Genomic DNA, 23,063 nt, shown 5'->3' with positions numbered 1-23,063 from the left:
AGATCATCCGTGTAATTCTCAACTCGCCTTAAACACGGAAATTCTGACACCCCCAGGTGCCGCCCCGCACAGGGGCAACACATATATACCTACATGAAAACAAGGAAAGGCCAAAGATACCCTCCAAGAACCGCAAAAAAACCAAAAAAAATCACCCTCCCAACACATCAAAATCAAAATACCGCCGCTCGATCTTCTGATAAGTGCCATCCTTAATCATATCGGCAATCGCCTGATCGATCATCGCGCGCAGCTCCATATCACCCTTTCGCAACCCAATGGCGGCGCCCACCCCTAATGTCTTCGGATCATTAACCGGCGCACCAAGAAAACCATAATCACGCCCTTGCGGCGTTTTCAAAAACCCGTTGCTACCGGAAATCATATCAGTGAGCGTCGCATCAAGCCGCCCCGACCGCAGATCCGTATAAACCAGCTCCTGATTCGCATAGGAAACCACATTAATACCGGCCGGCGCCCAATAAGCCTTCGCATAGGCTTCCTGCGTAGACCCTTGCGCAACCCCCACATTCTTCCCCTTCAACGAAGCAGCCGTAGGCTGCAACGTAGAGCCCCGAGGCCCAATCAAACTGCTCGGCGTATTGAACAACATACTCGAGAACGCCACCTGCGCTTCCCGCTTGGGCGTAACCGACATTGCGGAAAGAATCGCATCGAACTTGCGCCCCTGCAAAGCAGGAATGATCCCATCAAACGCCGTTTCCACCCACACACACTTCGCATGAAGCCGCCGGCAAATCTCGTTGCCGAGATCGATTTCGAAGCCCACGAGCTTGCCGTCCGGCGCTTTGGATTCAAACGGGGCATAGGTCGGATCGACGCCGAACCTCAACTCGGTCAATGCCTTTGCGTGAGCGGAGAGCGCCGCAAGGGACAGCGTGAGACACACCAGCGTCTTCTTCATGGCAAACATGGAATTCCTGTTCGAAAAGGTCGCTTGCGGTGCAGGCTAGAGACCTGACCGCGAAAAGCGAGGGTTAACGAGAGCAGAACAGCCTTCGGGATAGCGCGAACAACGTTGGCCCAAGGATATGGACTCAAAAAATCGAATAATAGAGGTGTGCCGATGCACGATGCTTAAGTTTTTCTAAAACGTGCCCTGCGGTACGCAACGGCGCGTCACGCGCCCCGTATACTCCCCCTCAGTATTGGCCTATACTCATACCCAGTATCACGCTCATCCGCCCTCGCCCGCCCCAATGGGCGAGTCGATCCGAACGACCGTTCACCGCTCACGCGCCTTCAAGGAGACACATCATGGCCATTGCACTTCACCCGACTGTCGATCAGGGCATCAAGAAAGGTATTGAGAACTTCGCAGGCGGCACGCTGCGCTGCAAATGCAGCAGCGACCCGGTTGAAGTGCAGGTCGCTTCGCAGGTGCTGTTCAACCACGCATGCGGTTGCACCAAATGCTGGAAACCCGCAGGCGCCGTGTTCTCTGTCGTGGGCGTCGTGCCGCGCGAGAAGTTGTCCGTGGTGGCACACGGCGAAAAGCTGAAGGTCGTCGACGATAAGGCGACTATCCAGCGCCATGCCTGCACCGCCTGCGGCACGCATCTGTATGGCCGCATCGAGAACAAGGACCATCCGTTCTTCGGGCTCGATTTCATCCACACCGAGCTGTCCGGCGATGCCGGTTGGGACGGCCCCGGTTTCGCGGCGTTCGTCTCGTCGATCATCGAGAGCGGAACGCCGCCTTCGCAAATGGCGCAAGTGCGGCAAACCCTGCGCGACAAGGGCCTGGAACCCTTTGATTGCCTGAGCCCCGCGCTGATGGACTTCCTGGCCACGCACGCGGCCAAGGCAAAGGGTACGTACCGCGAGGCGTGAACTGCTTGCTTCAGCGTACGCAGGAAGAACGGCGCGAGCACCGAGACCGCTTCATCGACATCGTTCAGCACGTCGTAGAGCGACCTGTGATTCGCGCCTTCCACCACGTGGAAATGCTTGCCGATACCTGTGCCCGGCGCGCGCCCGCAGGAGCTGCGGGGCGCGCCACGGCGGACATCAGTTGCCGTCGCCCCGGATCGAGTCGGGGGAGAAAAACGCCTCGGTCATGTTCGACGTATGCGTGAGAATCGGCATCTCCTCCTGATTCGACAGACGGTCCGCATAGTACGCGCCTGAGATCAGGTCGTGATAGAACACCGAGGTCGAATAGAACGATCTGGCGTCGTAGGCATAGAGCGTCGGCGCGAGATTCATGCGCCACAGCGTGCCGCGCGCGTCGTAGTTGTCGGCGGCGACTGCGTTCCAGCTGTCCTCGTCGAGATACAGCACGCGCTTGGCGTACTGGTGGCGGAAGCCCGGCTTCAGCGTCGCCTGCAGCACCCACACGCGATGCAGTTCGAAGCGCATGTACTGCATGTTTTCGTGGCCCTTCGTCAGCAGGTCGCTGTACTTGATCGACGGGTCCATCAGCTTGTAGTTGTCGTACGGGATGTAGATCTCGCGCTTGCCGAGGATCTTCCAGTCGTAGCGTTCACCCGAGCCGTTGAAGAGACGGTCGTCGTCCACCGTGCGGAACCCGCCCGGACCGATCGGCTGGTCGAAGCCGTACTCGGGCATCTGGCGCACCCGGCGTGTGCCGGGGTTGTATTGCCACGCGCGGCGCGTATCCGAGCCTTCCTCGTTCCACATGTCGTAGCTCACGATGAGCGAGCCGCGGTCGGACAACGGCAACTGGGTTTGCACGCGCGCGAACGTCTTGTTCACGAGCGGGTTATTGGAGGGCTGGAACGGAATGGCGCCGCGCGGCCCGTAGATGAAGTAGTTCACCTTGCCCCGGGCGATGTTGCCGTCCGGATAGACGACCGCCTGGTCGTAGGTGGCGCTCTCGCACTCGATCAGCGAGGCAAAGCGCAGGTTCCACATGGCTTCCACCCCGTCCTTGGGCACCGGGAACGGCGCGACCGGCGGAAAATCCTTCAAGCCGTTCTGGTCCGGCGTCATGGTCGTCTGCGGTGCGTAGGTGCGGATCGCCTTGTAGACGTCGTCTGAATAGCGGAAGTCGCGATGGCTCGGATACACAGTGATCTTGAAGGTATCCGGATACTTCTTGAGAAGCGCCTTCTCGCCGTCGGTGAGACGCGCCGCGTACTGCTGCATGTTCTGCGCGGTGATCGTGAAGAGCGGCTTGTCGCTCGCGTACGGGTCGGGAAAGCGCTCGCCCTGCTTGTAGTTGATGTCCGGCGGCGCGCCGAGCCACTTGCCAGTCCACGCGGGGATGGTGCCGTCCGCGTTGCCGGCGCGCTCGGCGCCCATCGGCGTGAGCGGGCCGTCGAGCTTTGCTATGTCTTCGGGGGTGGTTTTTGAGAACGACGCCGTCGCTAGCGTGAGGCCCGCCGCGAGTGCGCAGATGGGTATGGTTAGGTGAATGGTTTTATTCATTTGTATTCCTTATGATTTAAGGTTAAGGACGGGTACAGGCGATAGCGTCGCCCGAGTGAGCTGCGGGTGCAACGCTCTCAGTGAGCGGTTTGAAATTGTGATTTTTTGGTTTTGGTGTGGTTTTTAGTGGCTTTGGCCTTTCCTTGTTTTCATGTCGGTATATTAGTGTTGCCCCTGTGCGGGGCGGCACCTACTTTTCTTTGCAGCCGCAAAGAAAAGTAGGCAAAAGAAAGCGGCTCAAACCGCCAGTGTGACGCCGTCCACCACTGCCCTCTAATCGGAGCGGCTCCGGGGCATCCGTCACCTCGCACACTCCACCTCAGTGACAAAGGACTCATCCTTCCCGCCACGCGCTACGCGCGGGCGGAAGGGTCTGCAAGGAAAACCGAGCGTGCTGCCCAGCGAATGAGCGGGTGTGCCGCCTGATGAATACGTTGGAGTCCTATAAATACACGTGCATCCCACTGGTTTGAGTTATGCCCCAAGGCGCGCGCAGCGCCGCCGGATGGATGAGCCCTTAGTCACTCCGGGTGACGACGCGTGGCGACAGACGCCCCGGAGCCGCTCCGATATAGGTCGAGTGGTGGACTGCGTCACACTGGCGGTTTGAGCGGCTTTCTTTTGCCTACTTTTCTTTGCCGCTGCAAAGAAAAGTAGGTGCCGCCCCGCACAGGGGCAACACTAATATACCGACATGAAAACAAGGAAAGGCCAACACCAACACCAACACCAACACCACCAATCAACACTCAAACAAGTCATTAATACGCGGGCAACTCCGGATCACGTCTAGCCAGAATTTCCCGAGTCCGAAATTGCAATGCTTGATCGATCATCTCCGGCTGCGGGAGCAGCCAATAACACCCCTCCCGAATCCCTTCGAACACGCGTTCGGCGAACTGATCCGGCGTAATGCCATTGGCGCTCAGCATCTTGCGCATCGTGTCAACGAACCCGCGCACCTCAGCGCGATCATGTGCGCCACCGAACGGATCATCGAAGATCGAGCTTTGCACCGGCCCCGGTGCAAGCAACGAGACGCCGATCGGCGCGCCGAGCATCTTCAGCTCGCCATGCAGCGATTCGGTCAGCGCCACCACCGCGAACTTCGTCGCCGAATAAGGCGCCATCAGCGGACTCGGCAAGAACCCGCCAATCGAAGCAGTATTCACGATGCGTGCAGGCACGTTGCGTTCGAGCATGCGCGGCACAAAGCTGCGCATGCCGTTGAGCACGCCGTGCACGTTCACGGCAAAGCTGCGCTCGAAGCGTTCAGGCGAAATTTCCCAACTGAAGCCGGTTGCCATAACGCCGGCATTGTTGAACAGCAGATCGACACCGTCGAAGCGTTGCCATGCGGCTTGCGCCAGCGCCTCGACGGCTTCCGGCCGGCTGACGTCGGTCGGCACGCACAGCACTTCAGTGTCGAGTGTCGCGGCGAACGCGTCGAGCCGTGCCGCATCGAGATCGGCGAGCACGAGGCGCATGCCAAGCCCGGCCGCGTGCCGCGCAAGTCCGCTGCCAATGCCGCTGGCCGCGCCCGTGATGACGGCCGTCCCGCCGTCGAAGCGAATCGATGTCGTCATGTTCAAGCTCCCTTAGGGTTGATGTGCGGATGCGCGTAGGCCGGCACCGTCGGCGGCGGCAGCACGGTGCGCCCATCGAGCGAGCGCACCTGCAACGCGTTCGCGAGCGGAAAATGCAGGCTGTGCGCGATGACGCCCGTGCGCTCGCGCGCCGGCAGCAGGCAGAACGCGAGCGCCGTCTCGGCCAGATAAGCGACGTCCTCGGTCGGGTAGCCCTCCGGGATGTAGCGGGCCGCGCCGGGCGTGCGGATCGCGGTGCTCGGCGCCACCAGATTGACGGCAATCCCATCGGCCTCGAGTTCGGCCGCGAGTCCCTGCGTGAAGCGCGACAGCGCGGCCTTCACCGCTGCGTACACGGTGGCGCCCCCCGCACGCGCGAAATCGTCGTAGGGCCGCAGCGGCGGCAGCGCTGTCACCGAGCCGACATTCACGATCCAGCCCGCGCCGCGCGAGCGCATCAGCGGAATCGCCGCCTGCGCGAGAGCGAACGGAATGCGCAGATAGTGGTCGAAGGTGCGCTCGAACATCTCCATGGGCATCTGATCGACGCACTCGTAATCGGCAACGCCCGCGTTGTTGATCAGGATGTCGAGCCCGCCAGCGGCCTGCGCCGCACGCTCGACGAGCGCATCGCGCCCGACGGCATCGGTCAGATCGGCGGCAAGCGCAATCGCGCGGCCGCCCGCGCTCTCGATCAGCGCGACCGTCTCCGCCAGCGTGCCGGCAACGTCCCCTGTGCTCCCCAGGCTGCGCGCGGTCACCACCACGGTGGCGCCTTCGGCGGCGAGCCGCTGCGCGATCGCGCGGCCGATGCCGCGGCTCGCGCCAGTCACGAGCGCGCACTTGCCCGCGAGTTTCTGCGTTCCGATGTCATTCATCAGCTTTCCTTAGTGATTAGCGATATTGAGTTGATGTCAGCCGGCCAGATCGGCCACGTCGAGGACCAGTTTCGCTTTGGCTTTGCCCAACTGAACGAGGTCCAGCGCGCGCGCGGCCTGTTCGAGCGGCAGGGTTTCGATGCGCGGTGTTCGCAGGCCGGCCTGCTCGACGAGCGCGGCGATACGGCTGAGACGCTCGCCGCTCGGCATGCGGCTGAAGGTCATCGCGGTACGCAGACCGCGCTTGCCTGCCTCGGCGGCAAGCGCCGGCAATCGCTCGGCGTCTTCGGCGGTGAGCGTCATGATGTTGACGAGCACCCCGCCCGTTGCCAGCAGGTCCAGCGCGGCGGGCAAAGTGCCTGCGCCAACGGCGTCGAGCACGACATCGACGCCCTGCGGCGCCCACGCCTTCACGGCGGCCCCGATATCCTCGGACTGGTAGTCGATAACGAGGTTGCTGCCGAGCGCCTCCACATAGGACCGGTTGTGTGCTGCGCTAGTGACCGCGACTTCGGCGCCCGCCTGCCTGGCGAACTGGATCGCAAACGTGCCGACGGCGCCGGCGCCGCCATGAATCAGGATCTTTTGTCCGGCGCGCAAGCCACCGTCGTCGAAGACGCCTGCCCAGGCGGCCAGTGCCGGCGTCGGCGTCGCGGCGGCCTGCGCGAAGCTCATGTCATCAGGAATGCGAACGACCGAGTCGTGACGCACCGACACAAACTCGGCATACGAGCCCCACTTGCCGGCGCCCACGTCCGTTTGCGCGAAGACGCGCGTGCCGGGCGGCGGCCCGTCGACGCCCTCCCCCAGCGCGACGACGACACCGGCCGCGTCGAAGCCGATCACGAACGGGAACGTGTATTCGATGAACGCGCCAAGATAGCCCTCACGGCACTTCCAGTCGGCGGGGTTGACGCCGGCGCAGGCGACGCGGATCAGCACCTCGCCGGGGCCGGGCTCGGGTGTGGGCAGGTCCGCCAGGGTCATCAGATCCGAAGGACCGGTGCGGTCGATCTGGATAGCTCGCACAGGGGTGTCTCCTTTATTTATTCGATTCGCCGTATTCGGCGCACTGCGAGATGTACTGCGAGATGTACCGCGAGGGGCACTACGAAGCGGTGGCCGTCAGCAGACTCGACGCAAGCGGACAGAACGCGTGCGAGATCGCTTCGACAGTCCATTGGGGATGTTCAGCATCGAACCATCGGTCGACCCAGCCCCAGTGGAACGGATGCAACAGGTATTCGCCGAGCAGGTCATCGGCCCGCGCGAATTCCTGCTGCCAGACGTGCGTCCACGTGCCGGGCGTGGCGACGCGGCTCAACCGCCAGTTGCGGATGCCGGACATGAACGCGGGCATTTGCAGCAAGTCGCGCTCGAGCGCCGCGACCTGACTGTCACTGGCCCCAGCGCGGACCCGCAGCATCAGCGTGCGCCAGATGCCCTCGCGCAAGCCCGCATCGCGCAGTCCGCCACCTATGCTCAGGCATCCGACGTGATCGATACGGGCGACGCCAGCTATCGCGGCGAGGTCGGCGAATACGGCATCGCATGCCGGTGCGTCGTCGCCAGGCACGAGGTCGAGCGTGTAGTCGCCGGCGCCCCAGCTCCCTTCGAGATTGCGTGCGAAGCCGACACGGCGGAGACCGGGCAGTCCGGCGACGCGCGCCTCTACAGCGCGTTCGATCGCGTTCGTGTCGGCGCCCGCGACGATGAAGACCTGGGCAGTCTCATGCCGCATGATGCGCCTCCAGCGGAGCGGGCAGCGGCGTCTGCGCGTCGACCATCACATGGCGCCGCCGGCTCTCGCAGATGGCATCGACGTTCGCCCAGAAGCCGACAACCGCGGCATCGGTCATCGCACGCATGCGGTAGTAGGCCGGTGCATCGGCGACCTGCCACAACAGCCACAGCAGGTTGGACTGTCCGGGAATCGCAACCGGCGGCGACACCCACTGTCCGGCCAGGCTCAGCCCGCGTGACGCGTGGCCAGGCAGATAGTGTTGCCGCAGCAATGCGAGCACCTCCGGAACGCGCTCAGGGGCGAGCGTGATTTCATCGAGAATCTGGATCATGGTTCGTTATGCGTATGTGCCAGGGTATGTGCCGGGTTCGGACTGGCCGGCCGCCCCGCCGCGCGGGCGGCGCTGCGCGGGAGCTGGATAGGATTCTAGGGGGGTGTGCGGGGCTCAACCCCTACCGGCCCGATCAGCCATCCCTATCGCGGCGGTCAAAACGCCATCCGCATGAAAACCCGTTCCCGGCGCGAGGAAGAGGCCTGCGGCTTCCCCTGGTCGCTTGCGCCAGCGCGTCGGGCTCGACGAATCAGCGCTGCCTCATGAAACCGCCCTTTTTCGCCTGCGCGGTGAATTCCGTCCGCCGCTGACGGTTGATCTCACATCATCCATCCGCTGACGATTCATCTTTTGTCACGCCCGCGATTCGCTTGTCAAATCTCGACGGTGCGCCTTCGCGGAGCCGCAGGCGTGACGCATTGCCATCGAATAAAAGGAGACATCGTGGGCGGAAGTGCAGGGTTGTTGTTGGTTTTATTCGCGGCGATCGCGCTGATCGTCGTGCTGATCGTCAAGGTCCGAGTCCATGCATTTCTGGCCTTGCTTGCCGCTTCCTTCGTGGTCGGGCTGGGCACGGGCATGCCGCTATCGAGCATCGTGTCCTCGTTTGAAAAGGGTGTCGGCGGCACCCTGGGCTTTCTTGCAGCCATCATCGGACTGGGGAGCATTCTCGGCAAGATGCTCGAGGAATCGGGCGGCGCGGAACGCATTGCGCAAACGCTGCTTGCCCGGCTGGGTCCCAGCCGCGCCACCTGGGTCATGATGCTGGTGGGTTTCATTGCCGGCATCCCGGTGTTCTTCGAAGTGGGCTTCGTGCTGTTGATTCCGCTGGTGTATGTGGTCGCGCGCGATACACGAATCAACCTTCTTTATCTGGGTGTGCCGCTGGCGATATCGCTGATGACGGTGCACTGCATGTTGCCGCCGCACCCGGCTGCCATGGCGGTCACGGGCATGCTTGGCGCCGATGTCGGCAAAGTCATTCTGTATGGGCTGATCGTCGGCGTGCCGACCGCCGTGATTGCCGGCCCGGTCTGGATCAGCCTGGTCTGCAAGCGCGAGGCGCCGGCCGAGCAAGCCGCATTTCTCGAAGCGCACGGCGAACTGCGCGGCAAGCGCGATGCGCTGCCGGGATTCGGCATCACGTTGCTCACCATTGCGCTGCCGCTGTTGTTGATGGTGGTGAAGACCCTTTCGGCTGGCCTGCCCAAAGCATCCGTCGCGGCCAATGTCGTCGCTTTCCTTGGCGACCCGCTAACGGCTCTCGTGATCGCCGTCGCCTTCGCGTACTGGTCGCTGGGCATTCGCCGCGGCGCGACCATGACGGAGCTGCTGCAGAGCACGCAGAAGAGCTTTCCGCCGCTGGCCAGCATTCTGTTGATCATCGGTGCCGGCGGGGCATTCAACGGCATGCTGATCGCGAGTGGAATCGGCGACGCACTCGCCAGCGGGCTCGCCCACTCGAACCTGAACCCCATCATTCTTGCGTGGCTGATTGCTGCGTTGATGCACTTTGCCGTCGGGTCGGCCACGGTCGCGATGATGAGCGCCGCCGGCATGGTGATGCCTCTGCTCGCTAGCCATCCGACGCTGAGCCCGGCAATCATGGTCGTCGCCGTGGGTGCCGGCGCCATCGGCGGGACCCATGTGACCGACTCGGCATTCTGGGTAGTCAAGGAATATCTTGGTGTTTCATTGTCCGAGGCGCTCAAGCGGTTCAGCGGCGGAACGGCGTTGGCGTCCGTGATTGCGCTGGGGCTCACGCTGTTGTTGTCGCACCTGGTGCACTGACCCGTTATTCCGATTGAAACAAGGAAGCAGAATCATGATTGCAGGAAAATCCGTCGAGCAGTGGCTGGAGAGCCACCCCCTGATTGCAGACCTGATTGCATTGAAGGAAACGACCTGGCTCAACCCGGCCGTGCGGCCCGTCGCACAAGCGCTGCCGGACGTCGGCTTGACGAAAGAAGATGTGGACGACGCCAGCGCAAGGCTCGCGCGGTTTGCGCCCTACATCGCCCGCGTATTCCCGCAGACTGCGCAGGCGGGCGGCATCATCGAGTCCCCGGTCCGGGCCGCGCCCCTCATGCAAGAAGCACTCGCGAAGCGCTACGGCATGGCGTTGCCGGGGCAACTATGGCTCAAGCTTGACAGCGACCTGCCGATTTCCGGGTCGATCAAGGCGCGCGGCGGGATCTACGAAGTGCTCAAGCACGCCGAAGATCTCGCGCTCGCCAACGGGCTGCTCAACAAGGACGATGACTATTCGAAGCTCGACAGCGAAGCATCCCGCGCCTTTTTCCGCAATTACCGTATCGCCGTCGGGTCCACCGGCAATCTGGGGCTGTCGATCGGCATCATGGGCGCCACACTCGGCTTCCAGGTGAGCGTTCACATGTCGTCGGACGCACGGCAATGGAAGAAGGACAAGTTGCGCTCACACGGCGTGACGGTGGTCGAATATGCATCGGACTATAGCGCGGCCGTGACCGAGGGGCGACGACAGGCGGCACAGGATCCCGCGTGCCACTTCATCGACGACGAAAATTCAAAGAGCCTGTTCCTCGGGTACGCAGTCGCCGCCGAACGGCTCAAACCGCAACTTGCCGCTGCCGGTGTCGTCGTGGATGCCGAGCATCCGTTGTTCGTCTATCTGCCCTGTGGCGTCGGCGGCGGCCCCGGCGGCGTGGCGTTCGGATTGAAGCTGGCATTCGGTGACGCAGTACACTGCTTCTTCGCGGAGCCCACGCATTCACCTTGCATGCTGCTCGGCGTCCACACGGGACTGCACGACGAAGTGTCCGTGCAGGACTTCGGCATCGATAATGTCACGGCGGCGGATGGACTCGCCGTGGGACGCCCGTCCGGTTTTGTCGGCCGAGCAATGCAACGGCTCATCGACGGCTACTACACCGTTAGCGACGAGGAGCTCCATGCGTTGCTCGCATTGCTCGAACGAGAAGAAGGCATTCGTCTCGAACCTTCGGCGCTTGCCGGCGTGCCCGGCATGGCCCGGGTTCTGGCGCGAAGCCTTGAAACCTGCCGCCAGCGCGCGCACATGGACCCCTCTGTGCTGGCCAATGCAACGCATCTCGCGTGGGCAACCGGCGGCAGCATGGTGCCGGAAGAGGAAATGAGCGTGTACCTGTCCAAGGGCATACAAGCCTTGCAAGCTTGAGCGGCATGGGCGCCAGTCAACCCAGGGCTGGCGCCCAGGCTGATTGACGAGGCTGTGGCGATGCGTCAACCTCACGACCCACCGCACAATGGGAGCTGAGAACATGTACAACCTGCCGCCACGGATCGCCCATCGGCTCGACAGCAGCCAATTTGCCAACCTGCACACGTTTCTCGCTGTTGCGCGCCACATGAGCTTTCTGCGGGCGGCGGAAGAGCTATGCTTGACCGCCAGCGCGGTCAGTCACCGCATCAGGCGCCTCGAAGGCGCGCTGCAAATGCGTTTGTTCGAGCGCCTGACCCGGCAAATTTGCCTGACGCCCGAAGGCGAGCGCCTGTTCGGCATTTTGCAGCGAACGATGAGCGAACTTGCCGAGGCGCTCGAGCCGACAACCGAAGAGAACGTGGAGGGGCGCATTACCGTGTATGCACGCCCCTCGGTGGCGCAATGCTGGCTGGTCCCACAGCTGGCCGAATTCTCGACGAAGTATCCGGGGCTGTCGGTCGATCTTCGGGTCGGCAACGACAATATCGACTTTCGGACGCAACATATCGACCTGGCAATCGACTACGCCAATGGCGAGTTTCCGGGCCTCGTGAGCCACAAGCTCATGGATGAGCGCATGGCGCCCGTATGCAGCCCGGAATATGCGAAGCGTCATGGACTCCATGACCATCCGGAGAACATCGTCGGCTGTACGCTGCTGCACGATTCCCTTGCCTGGCATCATGCGGCGCACGATGCGGAGTGGGCGCTCTGGGCGAGTCAGAATATTCCGGACATCGAATTACCGGAACGCAGCTTTACGTTCGACCAATCGGATTTGTGCGTGGTTGCCGCCTTGAGCCATGTGGGCGTTGCAATCGGGCGGCAGCAGCTGGTGCAAAAACGCATCGATCAGGGCGAACTGGTTTTGCCGTTCGGCGCCTTTTCCCAGCGTTGCCCGTACAGCTACTACCTGGTGCATCCGCCGATGCCTGCACTGCCACTGCGAACATCGGTGTTCATCGCATGGCTGCACGAGAACCGAAGCACGCGATGAACCGCGTCGCGACCGAAGTGCCGGGCGGCCTTGACGACACGATCCGGCGCAACGCGTTGAGCCTCTCACGCAGTCCGTATTTGCGCTGTGGCGCAGAGCATTTCCGGGTCGATCAAATCTCCACACGCGCCCCCAGCTCGATGACCTGATTGGCAGGCAGCTTGAAGAACGCCGCAATATTGCCGACGTTATGGAGCATCACCGCAAACAGCCGCCCGCGCCAGATTCCCATGCCACAGCCCGGCACCGCCACCACCATCGCGCGGCTCAGGAACCATGAGGTCTCCTTGGGATCGAGCGCGAGCCCGGCCGTCTTGGCGGACGCGAGGGTCTGCGGCAAGTTCACATCGTCCTTGAAGCCATAGGCGACCGTCACCTGATAACAGCCCGGCTCCAGCTGCACCACCTTCAGCCGCTCGCTCTCGGCCACGTGCGGCACACTCTGCGTCATGACCGTCAGGAAAAGGACGCGCTCGTGCAGCACGCGGTTATAGCGCAGATTGTTGATGAGCGCATGAGGCACGGACTCGGTGTCGGGCGTGAGGAATATCGCGGTTCCGCCCACGCGCACGGGCGAGCTGGCGAGCAGCGAGGCGAGCCAGGGCTTGAGGGGCTTCTTGCCCGCGCGTGCGCGCGCCTCGGCCATCATCATTTGCCAGCCACGGCCCCACGTCGCCATGATCGTGAACACGAGCGCGCCAATCGCCAGCGGGAACCAGCCACCCTGCACGATCTTGAGCAGGTTCGCCGAAAAGAACAGCGCGTCGATCACGAGAAAGAAGGCGGTGGCGAGCACACACAGCGCCCAGTTATAGTGCCACGCGTAGCGCACGACGAAGAACGTGAGGCACGTCGTGATGAGCATCGTGCCGGTGACCGCGATGCCATACGCGGAACCCAGCGCCGTGGACGAACCGAACCCGACCACGGCCGCGATCACAGCAATGAGCAGGATCCAGTTGATGCCGGGGACGTAGATCTGGCCGAACTCGCGCTCGGACGTATGCACGATGTTCATGCGCGGCAGAAATGAGAGTTGCATGGCCTGCATCGCCATCGAGTACGTGCCGGAGATCACGGCCTGCGAGGCGATGACCGTGGCAATGGTGGCGAGCACGATCATCGGAAAGATCGCCCATTGCGGAAAGAGCCGGTAGAACGGGTTCTGCACGGCGCCGGGGTTGGCCAGCAGCAGCGCGCCCTGCCCGAGGTAATTGAGCGCGAGCGCCGGAAACACGATGCCAAACCAGGTGAGCCGGATCGGCCGCTTGCCGAAATGGCCCATATCGGCATAGAGCGCCTCGGCGCCCGTGAGCGAGAGCACGACGGCGCCGAGCGCGACGAACGCCAGCCACCGGTGGTGCAGGCAGAAGGCCAGCCCGCGCATCGGATTAAGCGCCACCAGCACGACGGGCGCCGTGGCGATATTGGCGACACCGGCCACGCCGATCACGACGAACCAGAGCACCATCACGGGCCCGAACACCGTGCCGATGCCGCCCGTGCCGCGCTTTTGTGCGACGAAAAGCACGATCAACGCGGCGAGCGTCACCGGAATCACGAAGGTCTTGAGCTGCGGCGCCGCCACTTCCAGCCCCTCCACGGCGCTGAGCACCGAGATGGCCGGCGTGATCACGCTGTCACCGAAGAACAACGCCGCGCCCATCACGCCCACCACGAGCAGCGCATGGCGCAGCCGGGGCCGATGCGCGACCGACGAGGCGGCGAGCGCAAGCAGCGCCATGATCCCGCCCTCGCCGTGATTATTCGCCCGCAGAATCAACGCGACGTACTTGAGCGAGACCACGATCATCAGCGACCAGAAGATCAGCGAGACGATGCTGACAATATTGAAAGCATTGAGCGCCAGCCCATTGCCCGGATCGAACACGGTGGAGAGCGTGTAAAGCGGGCTCGTGCCGATGTCGCCGTAGACCACGCCGAGGGCGGCCAGTGCGAGCCCGCCCAGGGCCTCGCGATGCGGCTCGGCGCCGTGTGGGGGGGCGGCCGCCGGCGTGGCGGGTGAGGAGTCTCCCATGTCTGCCTCCTGGCTTCTTTCGGCCTGGGACGCCCTGGGCTCAATATTTCGTTTTGCTTGCAATGTGCGGGCAAGCGAACGTGCGAGCGAACGTGCAAGCGGGGCGGCGAACTCAGGCGCTACGAATTTGTTCTTGTTTTATAGGCTATCTGGCGCGACCGGGGATGAATAACGTCCTTTATGTCCGCGCGCGCCGCTAGCGCACGCCATCGCCCCCTCCTCGCCCTCGCCGCCTTTCTCGTCCGACCCCTCGATGCCATAGCGCTTGAGCTTGGCGTAGAGCAACTGGCGATTCACGTTCAGCCGCCGCGCGGCGTCGGTGCGATTGTTGTTGCTGTGCACGAGCGCGCGGCGAATCAGCATTTCCTCGAGACGCGCGAGCGCGGAAGGCAGGTCCTCGTCGGGCCAGTCGAGCAGCGCTTGCGCGCCGGAGCGCTCGCTCTGGAGAAACGCGAGATCGATCGCATGAATGTACTCGCCGCGCACCATCACGGCGACGCGCTCCATCGCGTTCTTCAGCTCGCGCACGTTGCCGGGCCAGCCATAGCGGATCAGATGCGCCGCGGCGTCGGCCGAAAGCCGCTTGCGCGTGAGCGCGCGCGAGGAACTGCTCGGCGAGCGGCACGATGTCGGAGATAGATGGCGCGAAACCACGCCCCCCACTGTTTTGGGATACACCCGACGGCGCGCGAAGCGCCGCCGGAAGGAAGAGCCCTTTGTCACTCCGGGTGACGTCGAGAGATGGCGGACGCCCCGGAGCCGCTCCGATTTACAGGGCAGTGGTGGACTGCGTCACACTGGCGGTTTGAGCCGCTTTCTTTTGCCTACTTTTCTTTGCGGCTGCAAAGAAAAGTAGGTGCCGCCCCGCACAGGGGCAACACCAATATACCGACATGAAAACAAGGAAAGGCCAAAGCGCAGATAACCCGCGCCAAAGCCCCTGAATTTCAATCTCAACGACGCACTTAATTCAACTGCTTTCCCCAAGCCTTATCACCGTCAGCCGGTGCAACACCGGTTCCACTTTCGACCGAGGAAAGCGCTTCAAGCGACGCATCCTTAGTCTCGATCCCCAGCACCCAAACAGCGAGCGCCGCAACCGCAAACGAGAGCGCACCGAGCGTAAACACACCACCCTGCCCAGATAACGGCAACACGACGCCCACGACATAAGGACCGATCAGCGACCCAACGCGCCCAATCGCCGAAGCAAACCCTGACCCTGTAGCACGCGCACCGGTGCCATAAAGCTCAGGCGTATAGGTATAAAGCGCGGCCCACATCGCGAACAGAAAAAACTGCATCACAAGCCCGGAGCCGATCAACAACACGATGCTCGCCCCATGCAACGCCGTTTGCCCGTAAACAAACGCCATCACACCACCCCCCACTAACGACGCGATACAGGTAGGCTTACGCCCCCACCGCTCAACGAGCCAGGCAGCGCACAGAAAACCTGGAATCCCGCCAAGCGAGATCAACACCGTATAAAGCACCGATTGCGTAACAGCAAACCCTGCCTGCTGCAGCAGCGCACCGAGCCACGAAGTGAGCCCATAAAAACCGAGCAACGCAAAGAACCAGAGCAACCAGACCATCGTAGTACGACGCCGATAAGCGGGACTCCAGATTTCACGCAACGCACTTCGCCTGTGCTTGGGCGCGGTCTGAGCCAGCGGCTCGGGCGCCGGCGCAGGCAAACTCGCCAGTCCTGCCGCGCGCATCACGCGCGCCTCCACATCCGAGACCACGCGGTCCGCGTCAGCCAGCCGCCCACGATGCTCGAGCCATCGCGGCGACTCCGGCACGATCCGGCGCACGACGAGCACAAACACGGCGGGAATCGCGAGCAACGCGAACACGGTGCGCCACCCAAGCGCCGGCAGCACAAAATAAGCAACAATTCCTGCGGTAATGAACCCAAGCGGCCAGAACCCATCCATCAACGCGACCATGCGCCCCCGCTGCGCGGAGGGCACGAACTCCGAGAGCAGCGCCTGCGCAATCGGAAACTCCATGCCCATACCGAAGCCAAGCAAGACCCGATAGCCGATCAGCGAATTCACGTCATGCGCGGTCGAGCACAGATACGACGCGATCCCCCAAAGCACCATGCTCCACTGAAACACCGGGCGCCGGCCAAAGCGGTCAGCAAGCAGCCCCGCCGCCGCGGCCCCCAGCGTCATGCCAAAGAAACTGGCACTAGCAACAAGCCCCGCCTGCGCGCTAGACAACCCGAACTCCTTCTTGATCGAGCCGAGCACGAAGGTCATCGTGCCGAGGTCGACCGAATCGAAGAAGAACGCCAGCGCAATGATGAGAAAGATCAGCTTGTGATAGCCGGAAAACGGCAGGCGTTCGAGCCGTGCGGCCGCGCTCGCGCGCGACTTTATGGGTGGGGAAGCGGAAGCGTTGCGCATGACGTCCTCTAAAGGGGAACGGCTGCGCTACGGGACGCGGCGCAGCCGTTCCTCTCAGTAGACGTGACCAAAATGCCATGCCATAGAAGCGGAACGGCATGGTGACAGAACGCAGGCGCCATACGCGCGCGGGCCATCCTCCCGCATCGCCGCATCGCTCCCCCAGCCGGGCGCCATTCTTGCTTCATTGCATCGACACCGGGCGCACGGCGTCGGAGCGCCGTGGGAACCCCGAATCAGGGCCACCGTTGCTTGCCTCCAATCGAAGCAAAACTGGACCAGTGCGCACCTGCGTTGTCGACAAGAGTTGCGTTCCGCTCCACCGATTTCTATGCTTTTTGAATCTGCCAGAGAGGTCGATCATGGTGGCCTTCAAGAGAAGAAGCGTGCTCGTGATGTCCGTGCTCCTCCTTGGTGCCTGCACCCGGCCCGAGTCCGCACAAACGGCAGGACCGGCCGCCGCGCCCGGCGCCCCCCTCGCATCCAACTCACCCGCATCGAATCCGGCGGCGCCGCAAACGATGCTCTATTACGTCTGCGGCAAGCCTGGAATCGATGCGCATGCGAAGTCGCCGGATCAAGCACACCCGTTCAATTTGGGCATTTCGTTCGTCTCCGCGTCGAATGGCGCGCCGCTCTCGCACGTTGCCGTCAGGTTGAGGCGACACGGCCGTGTGCTGATGGATTTCGTCGCTCAAGGTCCCGAATGTCTGTTCGCGGTACCCGAAGCCGACTACCGGATCGAAGGCACCTATCGCGGCGAAATGAAGTTCGAGATTGTTCAGACCGGCACCATGAACAACCAGATCAAGTGGTAGAGCGATCAGGACCCGTATCGGGCACTGCGCGCTCGCACGCCACGCACAACGCGGCAGTGCTGGGCCATACTGCAGCTTGAGGCGCAACGAAAGAGGAGGCTCGTTCCATGACGACACCGGACCGGCCGGAACGAGAGTCGGATGAAACGTGGGAGCCCGGGCAAGACGCCTCCGAAGGCATCAGCGACCCCAGGCGCCTGACCCGCGGCGCCTGGCTCAGCCTCGCAATGAGTCTCGCGTTCTTCGTGACCATGGTTACGATCAGCGTGAAGTTCGATTCCGCTCATCATCCTCGCGCCAAGCCTGCCGAACCCGAGCGTTCCGCACTCGCGAGCGAGCCCGCGCCGGTCCCCGTGGCCGCAATCACGCCGCCGGCCACGGCGCCGGCAGACGATCCCGATGCGCTGCTCGCCCAGGCACGCGAATGCGCGGCTGCGGCCCATTGGGATTGCGTGATCGAAGCGACCAGCGGCGTCATTGCGCAACGCGGCAATACGCCGGAGACCAAAGCGTTGCTCGCGCAGGCCATGATCAAGGGCGGATGGGTCCCGGGCAAAGCGCCAGCGCCAGCGCTCAGCGGCACGACGCACTACGCCAGCGAATTCGTCATGGCGCCGCCGGAGCCGAAGCGAGCGGTGCGGCACAGGCACCGGCATACCGAACGACTCGCCCATTTGCGATACACCTCAGCGAATCGCTCCAATATGCCGGACGATTGGGCAGACATTTACCGGCACTGAAAGCGCTGCCACCCGTCGAAAATCCGCGCAAAAGACTGACGATTATGTTTCCGTGAATCGATTGTTTTTTGCCAATCATTTCGGATATCTATCTATTTCCCGAAAAGTGCAGCACAACCGATGGATCGTCGAGAGCATTTTTCCAGGGGAATATACGGACGATACACACCCGCCACGCGTGTTGCATAATGACTCCGCGACAGTTGCTCGCAACCCTCCTCAAGCCGCCCGCTTCAAGGGCCGAAAGACAAAAACGCCTGTGCGTCGTGACACCGTAGCGCCAGTCTCGTGAGTTCCGTCGTCTATGTAAAGGCTGCATCCAGCCTCTTCGTCATTCGTCGTTTGCCGCATTGATCTTGCAAGCCAGGTTTCAGGTTTCTTGCCAACGGCTTTCCGTTGACCCTCGTGCGATGCTTTCCGCAAGCATGCAGCGTGACTGTTGCTGCTTTGCGGCATCCCTTGCCGAATACACCAACATCGGAGACAGACATGCTCAGCCCTCACGAATTCGCCACCCTGATGCTAGTGAAGGATGCTCCCGACCAGATCGACCTCACGCGTGAGGAGCTGGATGTCTTGCTCGAACGCCAGCTGATCGCGATGGAACAGCTCGCGTCCGGCATGCATCGCCCCTGCCTGACCGACGATGGAGACTTCCTGCTTCAGAGCGTCATGCGCGTGCACTGAGCGTCTTCTGCGCACAGGGGGCCGTATTCACTCCGCTTCATGACTACGCGAGTTTCAAGCTGCGAGTCACGCCGACGGGCCCCAATGCTTCAGTCAACCGGTGTCGCGCAAGGAGGCGCAAACGCTCTCGATGAGCGCGCTCAATTGCGCGACGGCAAACGGCTTGCGCAACGACGCGCAGGCGAATCCGGCTTCTTCGGCGGCCGGCGCCTCGTTTCCCGAGACGAAGATCACGTTCAGGCCCGGGCGCAGCCGCAACGCGGCTCTCGCGAGCTCGATTCCCGACCCGCCTGCCAACGCTATGTCGGTAATCAGCATCTGGGCCGCCTGCTCCTCCAATGCGCGCAACGCCTCGCGCTCGTCCGACGCCTGCCGTACCAAGTAGCCCATTTCCGCGAGCAACGCGCTTACGGCTTCGCGCGATGAGATTTCGTCGTCGACGACGAGTATGGACAACGGCTTGTGCGCCCGCGCGGGGTGATCCGGCTGCGCGAGCGCGGGCGGCATCGACTCGGGCCTGCCCAGCAAGTGCCGTATTTTTGCTGCAAGCTGCGCGCGGCTATACGGCTTGCTCAGAAGTTGCACCCCTTCGTCGAGGCGGCCGCCGTGAACGATCGCGCTTTCCGCATAGCCGGTCGTAAAGAGCACCTTGAGGCCAGGCAGCGCGCGTGCTGCCATGCTGGCCATCGCGGTGCTGCTCAAGGCGCCCGGCATCACGATATCGGAAAACAGCAGATCGATCCGCGCGCCGCTTTTCACGATCACCATGGCGCTTTGCGCATCGTCCGCCTTGAGCACGGTATAGCCCAGCTCGCTGAGCGTCTCGACCACCGCAGATTGAACGTATCGGTCGTCTTCGACGACCAGAATGGTTTCCGTACCGCCTTCGATTCGCTCGGGCAATGAAGGCTCGATGTCGGCAACGCGCTCCATCGACCTCGGCAGCCAGACCTTGACCGTCGTTCCGTTGCCGGGCTCGCTGTAGATGCGCATGTCGCCGCCGCTTTGCTTGATGAAGCCATACGCCATGCTCAAGCCGAGGCCCGTGCCCTCTCCTTCGGGCTTGGTGCTGAAGTACGGCTCGAGCGCGCGGTCGAGCACCTCGCGGGGCATGCCCGTCCCGGTATCGGTGACCGCGAGCAACACGTAGGGTCCCGCTTCAACGCCGGCCGCAAGCGTGCTGCCATGACTGTCGAGCGTCGCGTTCGACAGTTCCAGCGTCAACTTTCCGCCCCGGGGCATGGCATCGCGGCCATTGATGGCGAGATTGAGCACGACGCTCTCCAGTTGATTGGGATCGACGAGCGTATTCCAGAGGCCGTCGGCGACGGCGGTTTCCACTTCGATCAACTCCCCCAGCGCGCGCCGCAGCATGTCGTCCATATTCTCCAACATGGCCGCGAGGTTCACCACACGTGGCTGAAGCGCCTGGCGGCGGCCAAACGCGAGCAGTTGCGAGGCGAGTTTCGCGCCATGCTCCACGGCGCCAATGGCTTTGTCCAGACGTTCGCGCGACACGGGATCGTGCCCGTGACGCCGTTCGAGCAGTTCGAGATTGCCGCGCAGCACCTGAAGGACGTTGTTGAAATTGTGGGCCACGCCCCCGGTCAGCTTGCCGATCGCTTCCATCTTCTGCGCCTGCAGCAACGCGGCACGCGCACTTTCGAGCTGCTCCTGAGCGGCCTTGCGCTCGGTGACGTCGCGCGTGATCTTCGCGAAGCCAATGAGCTTGCCGTCCTCGTCGCGGATCGCGTCGATCACCACGTTCGCCCAGAAGCGGCTTGCGTCCTTGCGAATGCGCCAGCCCTCGGTCTCGAAGCGGCCCTCCTGCGCGGCGATCTGCAGGCCACGTTCGGGCAGGCCCCGCGCGACGTCTTCAGGCGTGTAGAAGCGCCGAAAATGCGTGCCGATGACTTCGCTCGCCTCATAGCCCTTGATGCGTGCCGCGCCCATATTCCAGTTCGTCACCTTGCCATCGGGCGAGAGCATGAAGATCGAGTAATCCGTGACGCCCTGCACGAGCAGCCGGAACTTGCGCTCGCTTTCCCTCAGCGCGTCGTAGGCTCGCCGCTTGTCGGTCACGTCCCGAACGATCTTGGCGAATCCCGCCAGCGCGCCGTCCGGCGCGCGAAGCGGCGTAATGAGAATGCTGGCCCAGAAGCGCGTGCCGTCCTTGCGCACGCGCCACGCCTCCACCGCGAACTGACCGTCCTCGAGGGCTTTGTGCAGCGCTGCCGCGGGAGCGCCCGCCTCCCTGTCCTCGGGCGGATAGAAAACCGAAAAGTGCTGCCCGATGATCTCGGCAGCACGGTATCCCTTGATACGCTCGGCGCCCGCGTTCCAGCTCGCCACTTCGCCGGTCTTCGTCAAACGGAAAATCGCATACTCGCGAACGCCCGCGATCAGGGTCCGCTCCCAGCAGTTTTCCCGGTTGCTTTCCCAAGCGGGCCGTATTTGACTCATGCGATTCTCCGTGGCCAGGCCGGCCTGCCGCCTCGACGCGTGCCCTCAGCGCCGTAATGCGCCGAACAGCAGACTGACAACGAACAGGATAACGAAAATAAAGAAGAGAATCTTGGCGATGCTCGCCGCTCCAGCGGCAATGCCGCCAAACCCCAGGACAGCCGCAACGATGGCTATCACGAAAAACACGACCGCGTAATAAAGCATTTTCTGGCTCCTTGATAGCGTGGGGCGCAGCGCGTCGGTCAGGCCAGATCGGGCGCCTGGGCACGCGAGCCCCTGCTTCGTGTCGTCACGCCAACGCACACGCAACCTGCGTGCCTTGCGCCGGCGCGGGCGCGCCCGCGCAAGACCAGACCGTTGCGCTCGCGCACGAAGCACCGCCTCGCCTTGCGGCTTCGAAAGTTACTTTTCAAGGATTACGCGTAATCGCTACAAAATGGGGCGGATGCGCGCCTCAAGCGCCGGTTTCGGTGATCGCGCTGTACACCAGCGTACGCAGTTGACGGCGCGCCGGGTACGCGCTCGACGGCAGGAGCTGGGTGAGAAACACCACGATCAGGTCCTCGCGCGGATCGACCCAGAAGAAGGTGCTGGCCGCGCCGCCCCAGAAGAAGTCACCCGCGCTGCCAGGAATCAGCGTGGCCGAAGGCGTAATGGTGGTGGCGAAGCCGAGCCCGAAGCCAACCCCTTCGTAAGTCGCCTCGCTGAACATCGAGCGCGACAGGCGCGGCAGGTCGAGGCCGCCCGGCAGATGGTTGGCCGTCATCAGCGCGAGGGTCTTCGGCCCTAGCAGCCGCACGCCATCGAGCTCGCCGCCCTGGAGCAGCATGCGCGCGAAGCGCATATAGTCGGCCGCGGTGGACACGAGACCGCCGCCACCGGAGATGAACGTGGGCGGCTTGAGATAGGGGCTCGTGCGCGGATCGTCCTGCAGCTCCGGCCCTTGCGCGGAGACCACCTTCGAGCCGAGCGCCCCCACGGCGTAGCATGCGCAAAAGCGCGATACCTTTTCCTCGGGTACGTAAAACGCGGTGTCGACCATGCCCAGGGGATCGAAGATCCGCTCTTTCAGGAAGACATCGAACGGCATGCCGCTGACCTTGCCGACGATATAGCCGAGCACGTCGGTGGCAACGGAATAGTTCCACGCCTCGCCCGGCGAGAATTCCAGCGGCAACGTGGCAAGCTTCTCGATCATCGAGTCGAGCGTGCCATCGGTTGCGAGCTCACCCACCTTCAGCCGGCGATAGGCCGCGTCCACATTGGTGTTCTGCTGAAAACCGTAGGTCAGGCCGGAGGTATGGCGCAGCAGGTCGACCACGAGCATGGGACGTGCGGGCGGACGTGTCTGGAAGCTGTCCATGAAGCCGCCCGCGTGAACGCCGAGCTTCTCCCATGCCGGAATGTATTTGCTGACCGGGTCGTCCAGCGCGATCTTGCATTGCTCGACCAGCATCATGACCGCCACCGACGTGATGGGCTTGGTCATCGAGTAGATCCGGAAGATCGAATCCTCGGCGATCGGCACCTGGCGCTCGCGGTCGGCGAAACCGAGCACCGAATTCAGCGCGAGCCCGCCGCGCCGCCACACCTGGGTGACGGCGCCGGCCAGCTTGCCGGTGGCGATATAGGTATCGTCGACGAAACGCTCGATGCGTTTGAGGCGCTCACTCGACATCCCTTGCTTGTCAATGCCTTGCATACCCTGTCTTCTCCTTTGC

20 protein-coding genes are annotated in these 23,063 nt (G+C 62.9%); 7 read left to right on the top strand and 13 right to left on the bottom strand.

Annotation, left to right across the window (positions count from 1 at the left end):
- Window positions 1-151 precede the first annotated feature (151 nt).
- Window positions 152-925, bottom strand: a complete 774-nt coding sequence (locus EYW47_RS28385) for an ABC transporter substrate-binding protein (protein WP_133198160.1) — start codon at window positions 923-925, stop codon at window positions 152-154.
- 353 nt (window positions 926-1,278) lie between these two features.
- Between EYW47_RS28385 and gfa the strand changes: the two genes are divergently transcribed.
- Entirely contained in the window at window positions 1,279-1,854 is a 576-nt protein-coding gene (gfa, locus tag EYW47_RS28380) for an S-(hydroxymethyl)glutathione synthase (RefSeq protein ID WP_133198159.1), read from the top strand.
- Between the two features lie 177 nt (window positions 1,855-2,031).
- Here the strand turns inward: gfa and EYW47_RS28375 are convergent, their stop codons facing one another.
- The 6 genes from EYW47_RS28375 to EYW47_RS28350 all read right to left on the bottom strand — a co-directional run bounded on the left by EYW47_RS28375 (window position 2,032) and on the right by EYW47_RS28350 (window position 7,953).
- Entirely contained in the window at window positions 2,032-3,414 is a 1,383-nt protein-coding gene (locus EYW47_RS28375) for a DUF1329 domain-containing protein (protein WP_133198158.1), read from the bottom strand.
- Window positions 3,415-4,175: 761 nt separating this feature from the next.
- A complete protein-coding gene (locus EYW47_RS28370) occupies window positions 4,176-5,000 on the bottom strand; it encodes an SDR family NAD(P)-dependent oxidoreductase (RefSeq protein ID WP_133198157.1) in 825 nt (274 codons plus the stop codon).
- Window positions 5,001-5,002: 2 nt separating this feature from the next.
- Window positions 5,003-5,878 (bottom strand): SDR family NAD(P)-dependent oxidoreductase, encoded by an 876-nt coding sequence (locus tag EYW47_RS28365; RefSeq protein ID WP_133198156.1) that lies wholly within the window; start codon window positions 5,876-5,878, stop codon window positions 5,003-5,005.
- A gap of 36 nt (window positions 5,879-5,914) precedes the next feature.
- Window positions 5,915-6,907, bottom strand: coding sequence for a quinone oxidoreductase family protein (locus EYW47_RS28360; RefSeq protein WP_133198155.1), 993 nt, complete (start codon window positions 6,905-6,907; stop codon window positions 5,915-5,917).
- Between the two features lie 79 nt (window positions 6,908-6,986).
- Window positions 6,987-7,619, bottom strand: coding sequence for a Dabb family protein (locus EYW47_RS28355; RefSeq protein ID WP_133198154.1), 633 nt, complete (start codon window positions 7,617-7,619; stop codon window positions 6,987-6,989).
- Window positions 7,609-7,953, bottom strand: a complete 345-nt coding sequence (locus EYW47_RS28350) for a hypothetical protein (RefSeq protein ID WP_133198153.1) — start codon at window positions 7,951-7,953, stop codon at window positions 7,609-7,611. The genes EYW47_RS28355 and EYW47_RS28350 overlap by 11 nt, the downstream gene beginning before the upstream one ends.
- A gap of 444 nt (window positions 7,954-8,397) precedes the next feature.
- Between EYW47_RS28350 and EYW47_RS28345 the strand changes: the two genes are divergently transcribed.
- The 3 genes from EYW47_RS28345 to dsdC all read left to right on the top strand — a co-directional run bounded on the left by EYW47_RS28345 (window position 8,398) and on the right by dsdC (window position 12,173).
- Window positions 8,398-9,744, top strand: coding sequence for a GntT/GntP/DsdX family permease (locus EYW47_RS28345; protein WP_133198152.1), 1,347 nt, complete (start codon window positions 8,398-8,400; stop codon window positions 9,742-9,744).
- 34 nt (window positions 9,745-9,778) lie between these two features.
- The gene (gene dsdA / locus EYW47_RS28340) at window positions 9,779-11,131 is read left to right on the top strand and encodes a D-serine ammonia-lyase (protein WP_133198173.1); all 1,353 of its coding nucleotides are present in this window, start codon (window positions 9,779-9,781) and stop codon (window positions 11,129-11,131) included.
- A 103-nt stretch (window positions 11,132-11,234) separates the two neighbouring features.
- Window positions 11,235-12,173, top strand: a complete 939-nt coding sequence (gene dsdC / locus EYW47_RS28335) for a DNA-binding transcriptional regulator DsdC (protein ID WP_133198151.1) — start codon at window positions 11,235-11,237, stop codon at window positions 12,171-12,173.
- 112 nt (window positions 12,174-12,285) lie between these two features.
- On the opposite strand, the gene EYW47_RS28330 is transcribed toward dsdC, so the two are convergent.
- The 3 genes from EYW47_RS28330 to EYW47_RS28320 all read right to left on the bottom strand — a co-directional run bounded on the left by EYW47_RS28330 (window position 12,286) and on the right by EYW47_RS28320 (window position 16,631).
- Entirely contained in the window at window positions 12,286-14,211 is a 1,926-nt protein-coding gene (locus tag EYW47_RS28330; protein ID WP_133198150.1) for a potassium transporter Kup, read from the bottom strand.
- A 138-nt stretch (window positions 14,212-14,349) separates the two neighbouring features.
- Entirely contained in the window at window positions 14,350-14,865 is a 516-nt protein-coding gene (locus EYW47_RS28325) for an AAA-type ATPase lid domain-containing protein (protein WP_205710172.1), read from the bottom strand.
- Window positions 14,866-15,176: 311 nt separating this feature from the next.
- Window positions 15,177-16,631, bottom strand: a complete 1,455-nt coding sequence (locus EYW47_RS28320; protein WP_133198149.1) for an MFS transporter — start codon at window positions 16,629-16,631, stop codon at window positions 15,177-15,179.
- A 395-nt stretch (window positions 16,632-17,026) separates the two neighbouring features.
- On the opposite strand from EYW47_RS28320, the gene EYW47_RS28315 reads away from it, so the two are divergent.
- The 3 genes from EYW47_RS28315 to EYW47_RS28305 all read left to right on the top strand — a co-directional run bounded on the left by EYW47_RS28315 (window position 17,027) and on the right by EYW47_RS28305 (window position 18,876).
- Entirely contained in the window at window positions 17,027-17,449 is a 423-nt protein-coding gene (locus EYW47_RS28315; RefSeq protein ID WP_240763956.1) for a hypothetical protein, read from the top strand.
- 107 nt (window positions 17,450-17,556) lie between these two features.
- Entirely contained in the window at window positions 17,557-18,189 is a 633-nt protein-coding gene (locus tag EYW47_RS28310) for a hypothetical protein (RefSeq protein ID WP_133198148.1), read from the top strand.
- Between the two features lie 489 nt (window positions 18,190-18,678).
- Window positions 18,679-18,876 carry a hypothetical protein gene (locus EYW47_RS28305; RefSeq protein WP_133198147.1) on the top strand — a complete coding sequence of 66 codons (198 nt, stop codon included), beginning with the start codon at window positions 18,679-18,681 and terminating at the stop codon, window positions 18,874-18,876.
- A 93-nt stretch (window positions 18,877-18,969) separates the two neighbouring features.
- Here EYW47_RS28305 and EYW47_RS28300 read toward each other — a convergent pair whose 3' ends face one another.
- The 3 genes from EYW47_RS28300 to EYW47_RS28290 form a co-directional block, all read right to left on the bottom strand.
- Window positions 18,970-21,339 (bottom strand): PAS domain S-box protein, encoded by a 2,370-nt coding sequence (locus EYW47_RS28300; protein ID WP_133198146.1) that lies wholly within the window; start codon window positions 21,337-21,339, stop codon window positions 18,970-18,972.
- Window positions 21,340-21,384: 45 nt separating this feature from the next.
- Window positions 21,385-21,546, bottom strand: a complete 162-nt coding sequence (locus EYW47_RS28295; protein WP_133198145.1) for a DUF1328 domain-containing protein — start codon at window positions 21,544-21,546, stop codon at window positions 21,385-21,387.
- 250 nt (window positions 21,547-21,796) lie between these two features.
- Window positions 21,797-23,044 (bottom strand): serine hydrolase domain-containing protein, encoded by a 1,248-nt coding sequence (locus EYW47_RS28290; RefSeq protein WP_133198144.1) that lies wholly within the window; start codon window positions 23,042-23,044, stop codon window positions 21,797-21,799.
- Window positions 23,045-23,063 lie beyond the last annotated feature (19 nt).

Origin of the sequence: Paraburkholderia silviterrae, from assembly GCF_004353915.1 — a bacterium.
Classification (GTDB): domain Bacteria; phylum Pseudomonadota; class Gammaproteobacteria; order Burkholderiales; family Burkholderiaceae; genus Paraburkholderia; species Paraburkholderia silviterrae.
Note: the sequence above shows the minus strand (reverse complement) of the source record. Positions and strands in the feature narration are given on the sequence as shown.

Excerpts from the sequence above, each read along its gene's own strand:
- EYW47_RS28385 (WP_133198160.1), bottom strand. The coding sequence starts at position 925 with ATGAAGAAGACGCTGGTGTGTCTCACGCTGTCCCTTGCGGCGCTCTCC.
- gfa (WP_133198159.1), top strand. The coding sequence starts at position 1,279 with ATGGCCATTGCACTTCACCCGACTGTCGATCAGGGCATCAAGAAAGGT.
- EYW47_RS28375 (WP_133198158.1), bottom strand. The coding sequence starts at position 3,414 with ATGAATAAAACCATTCACCTAACCATACCCATCTGCGCACTCGCGGCG.
- EYW47_RS28370 (WP_133198157.1), bottom strand. The coding sequence starts at position 5,000 with ATGACGACATCGATTCGCTTCGACGGCGGGACGGCCGTCATCACGGGC.
- EYW47_RS28365 (WP_133198156.1), bottom strand. The coding sequence starts at position 5,878 with ATGAATGACATCGGAACGCAGAAACTCGCGGGCAAGTGCGCGCTCGTG.
- EYW47_RS28355 (WP_133198154.1), bottom strand. The coding sequence starts at position 7,619 with ATGCGGCATGAGACTGCCCAGGTCTTCATCGTCGCGGGCGCCGACACG.
- EYW47_RS28350 (WP_133198153.1), bottom strand. The coding sequence starts at position 7,953 with ATGATCCAGATTCTCGATGAAATCACGCTCGCCCCTGAGCGCGTTCCG.
- dsdA (WP_133198173.1), top strand. The coding sequence starts at position 9,779 with ATGATTGCAGGAAAATCCGTCGAGCAGTGGCTGGAGAGCCACCCCCTG.
- dsdC (WP_133198151.1), top strand. The coding sequence starts at position 11,235 with ATGTACAACCTGCCGCCACGGATCGCCCATCGGCTCGACAGCAGCCAA.
- EYW47_RS28330 (WP_133198150.1), bottom strand. The coding sequence starts at position 14,211 with ATGGGAGACTCCTCACCCGCCACGCCGGCGGCCGCCCCCCCACACGGC.
- EYW47_RS28320 (WP_133198149.1), bottom strand. The coding sequence starts at position 16,631 with ATGCGCAACGCTTCCGCTTCCCCACCCATAAAGTCGCGCGCGAGCGCG.
- EYW47_RS28315 (WP_240763956.1), top strand. The coding sequence starts at position 17,027 with ATGTCCGTGCTCCTCCTTGGTGCCTGCACCCGGCCCGAGTCCGCACAA.
- EYW47_RS28310 (WP_133198148.1), top strand. The coding sequence starts at position 17,557 with ATGACGACACCGGACCGGCCGGAACGAGAGTCGGATGAAACGTGGGAG.
- EYW47_RS28305 (WP_133198147.1), top strand. The coding sequence starts at position 18,679 with ATGCTCAGCCCTCACGAATTCGCCACCCTGATGCTAGTGAAGGATGCT.
- EYW47_RS28300 (WP_133198146.1), bottom strand. The coding sequence starts at position 21,339 with ATGAGTCAAATACGGCCCGCTTGGGAAAGCAACCGGGAAAACTGCTGG.
- EYW47_RS28295 (WP_133198145.1), bottom strand. The coding sequence starts at position 21,546 with ATGCTTTATTACGCGGTCGTGTTTTTCGTGATAGCCATCGTTGCGGCT.
- EYW47_RS28290 (WP_133198144.1), bottom strand. The coding sequence starts at position 23,044 with ATGCAAGGCATTGACAAGCAAGGGATGTCGAGTGAGCGCCTCAAACGC.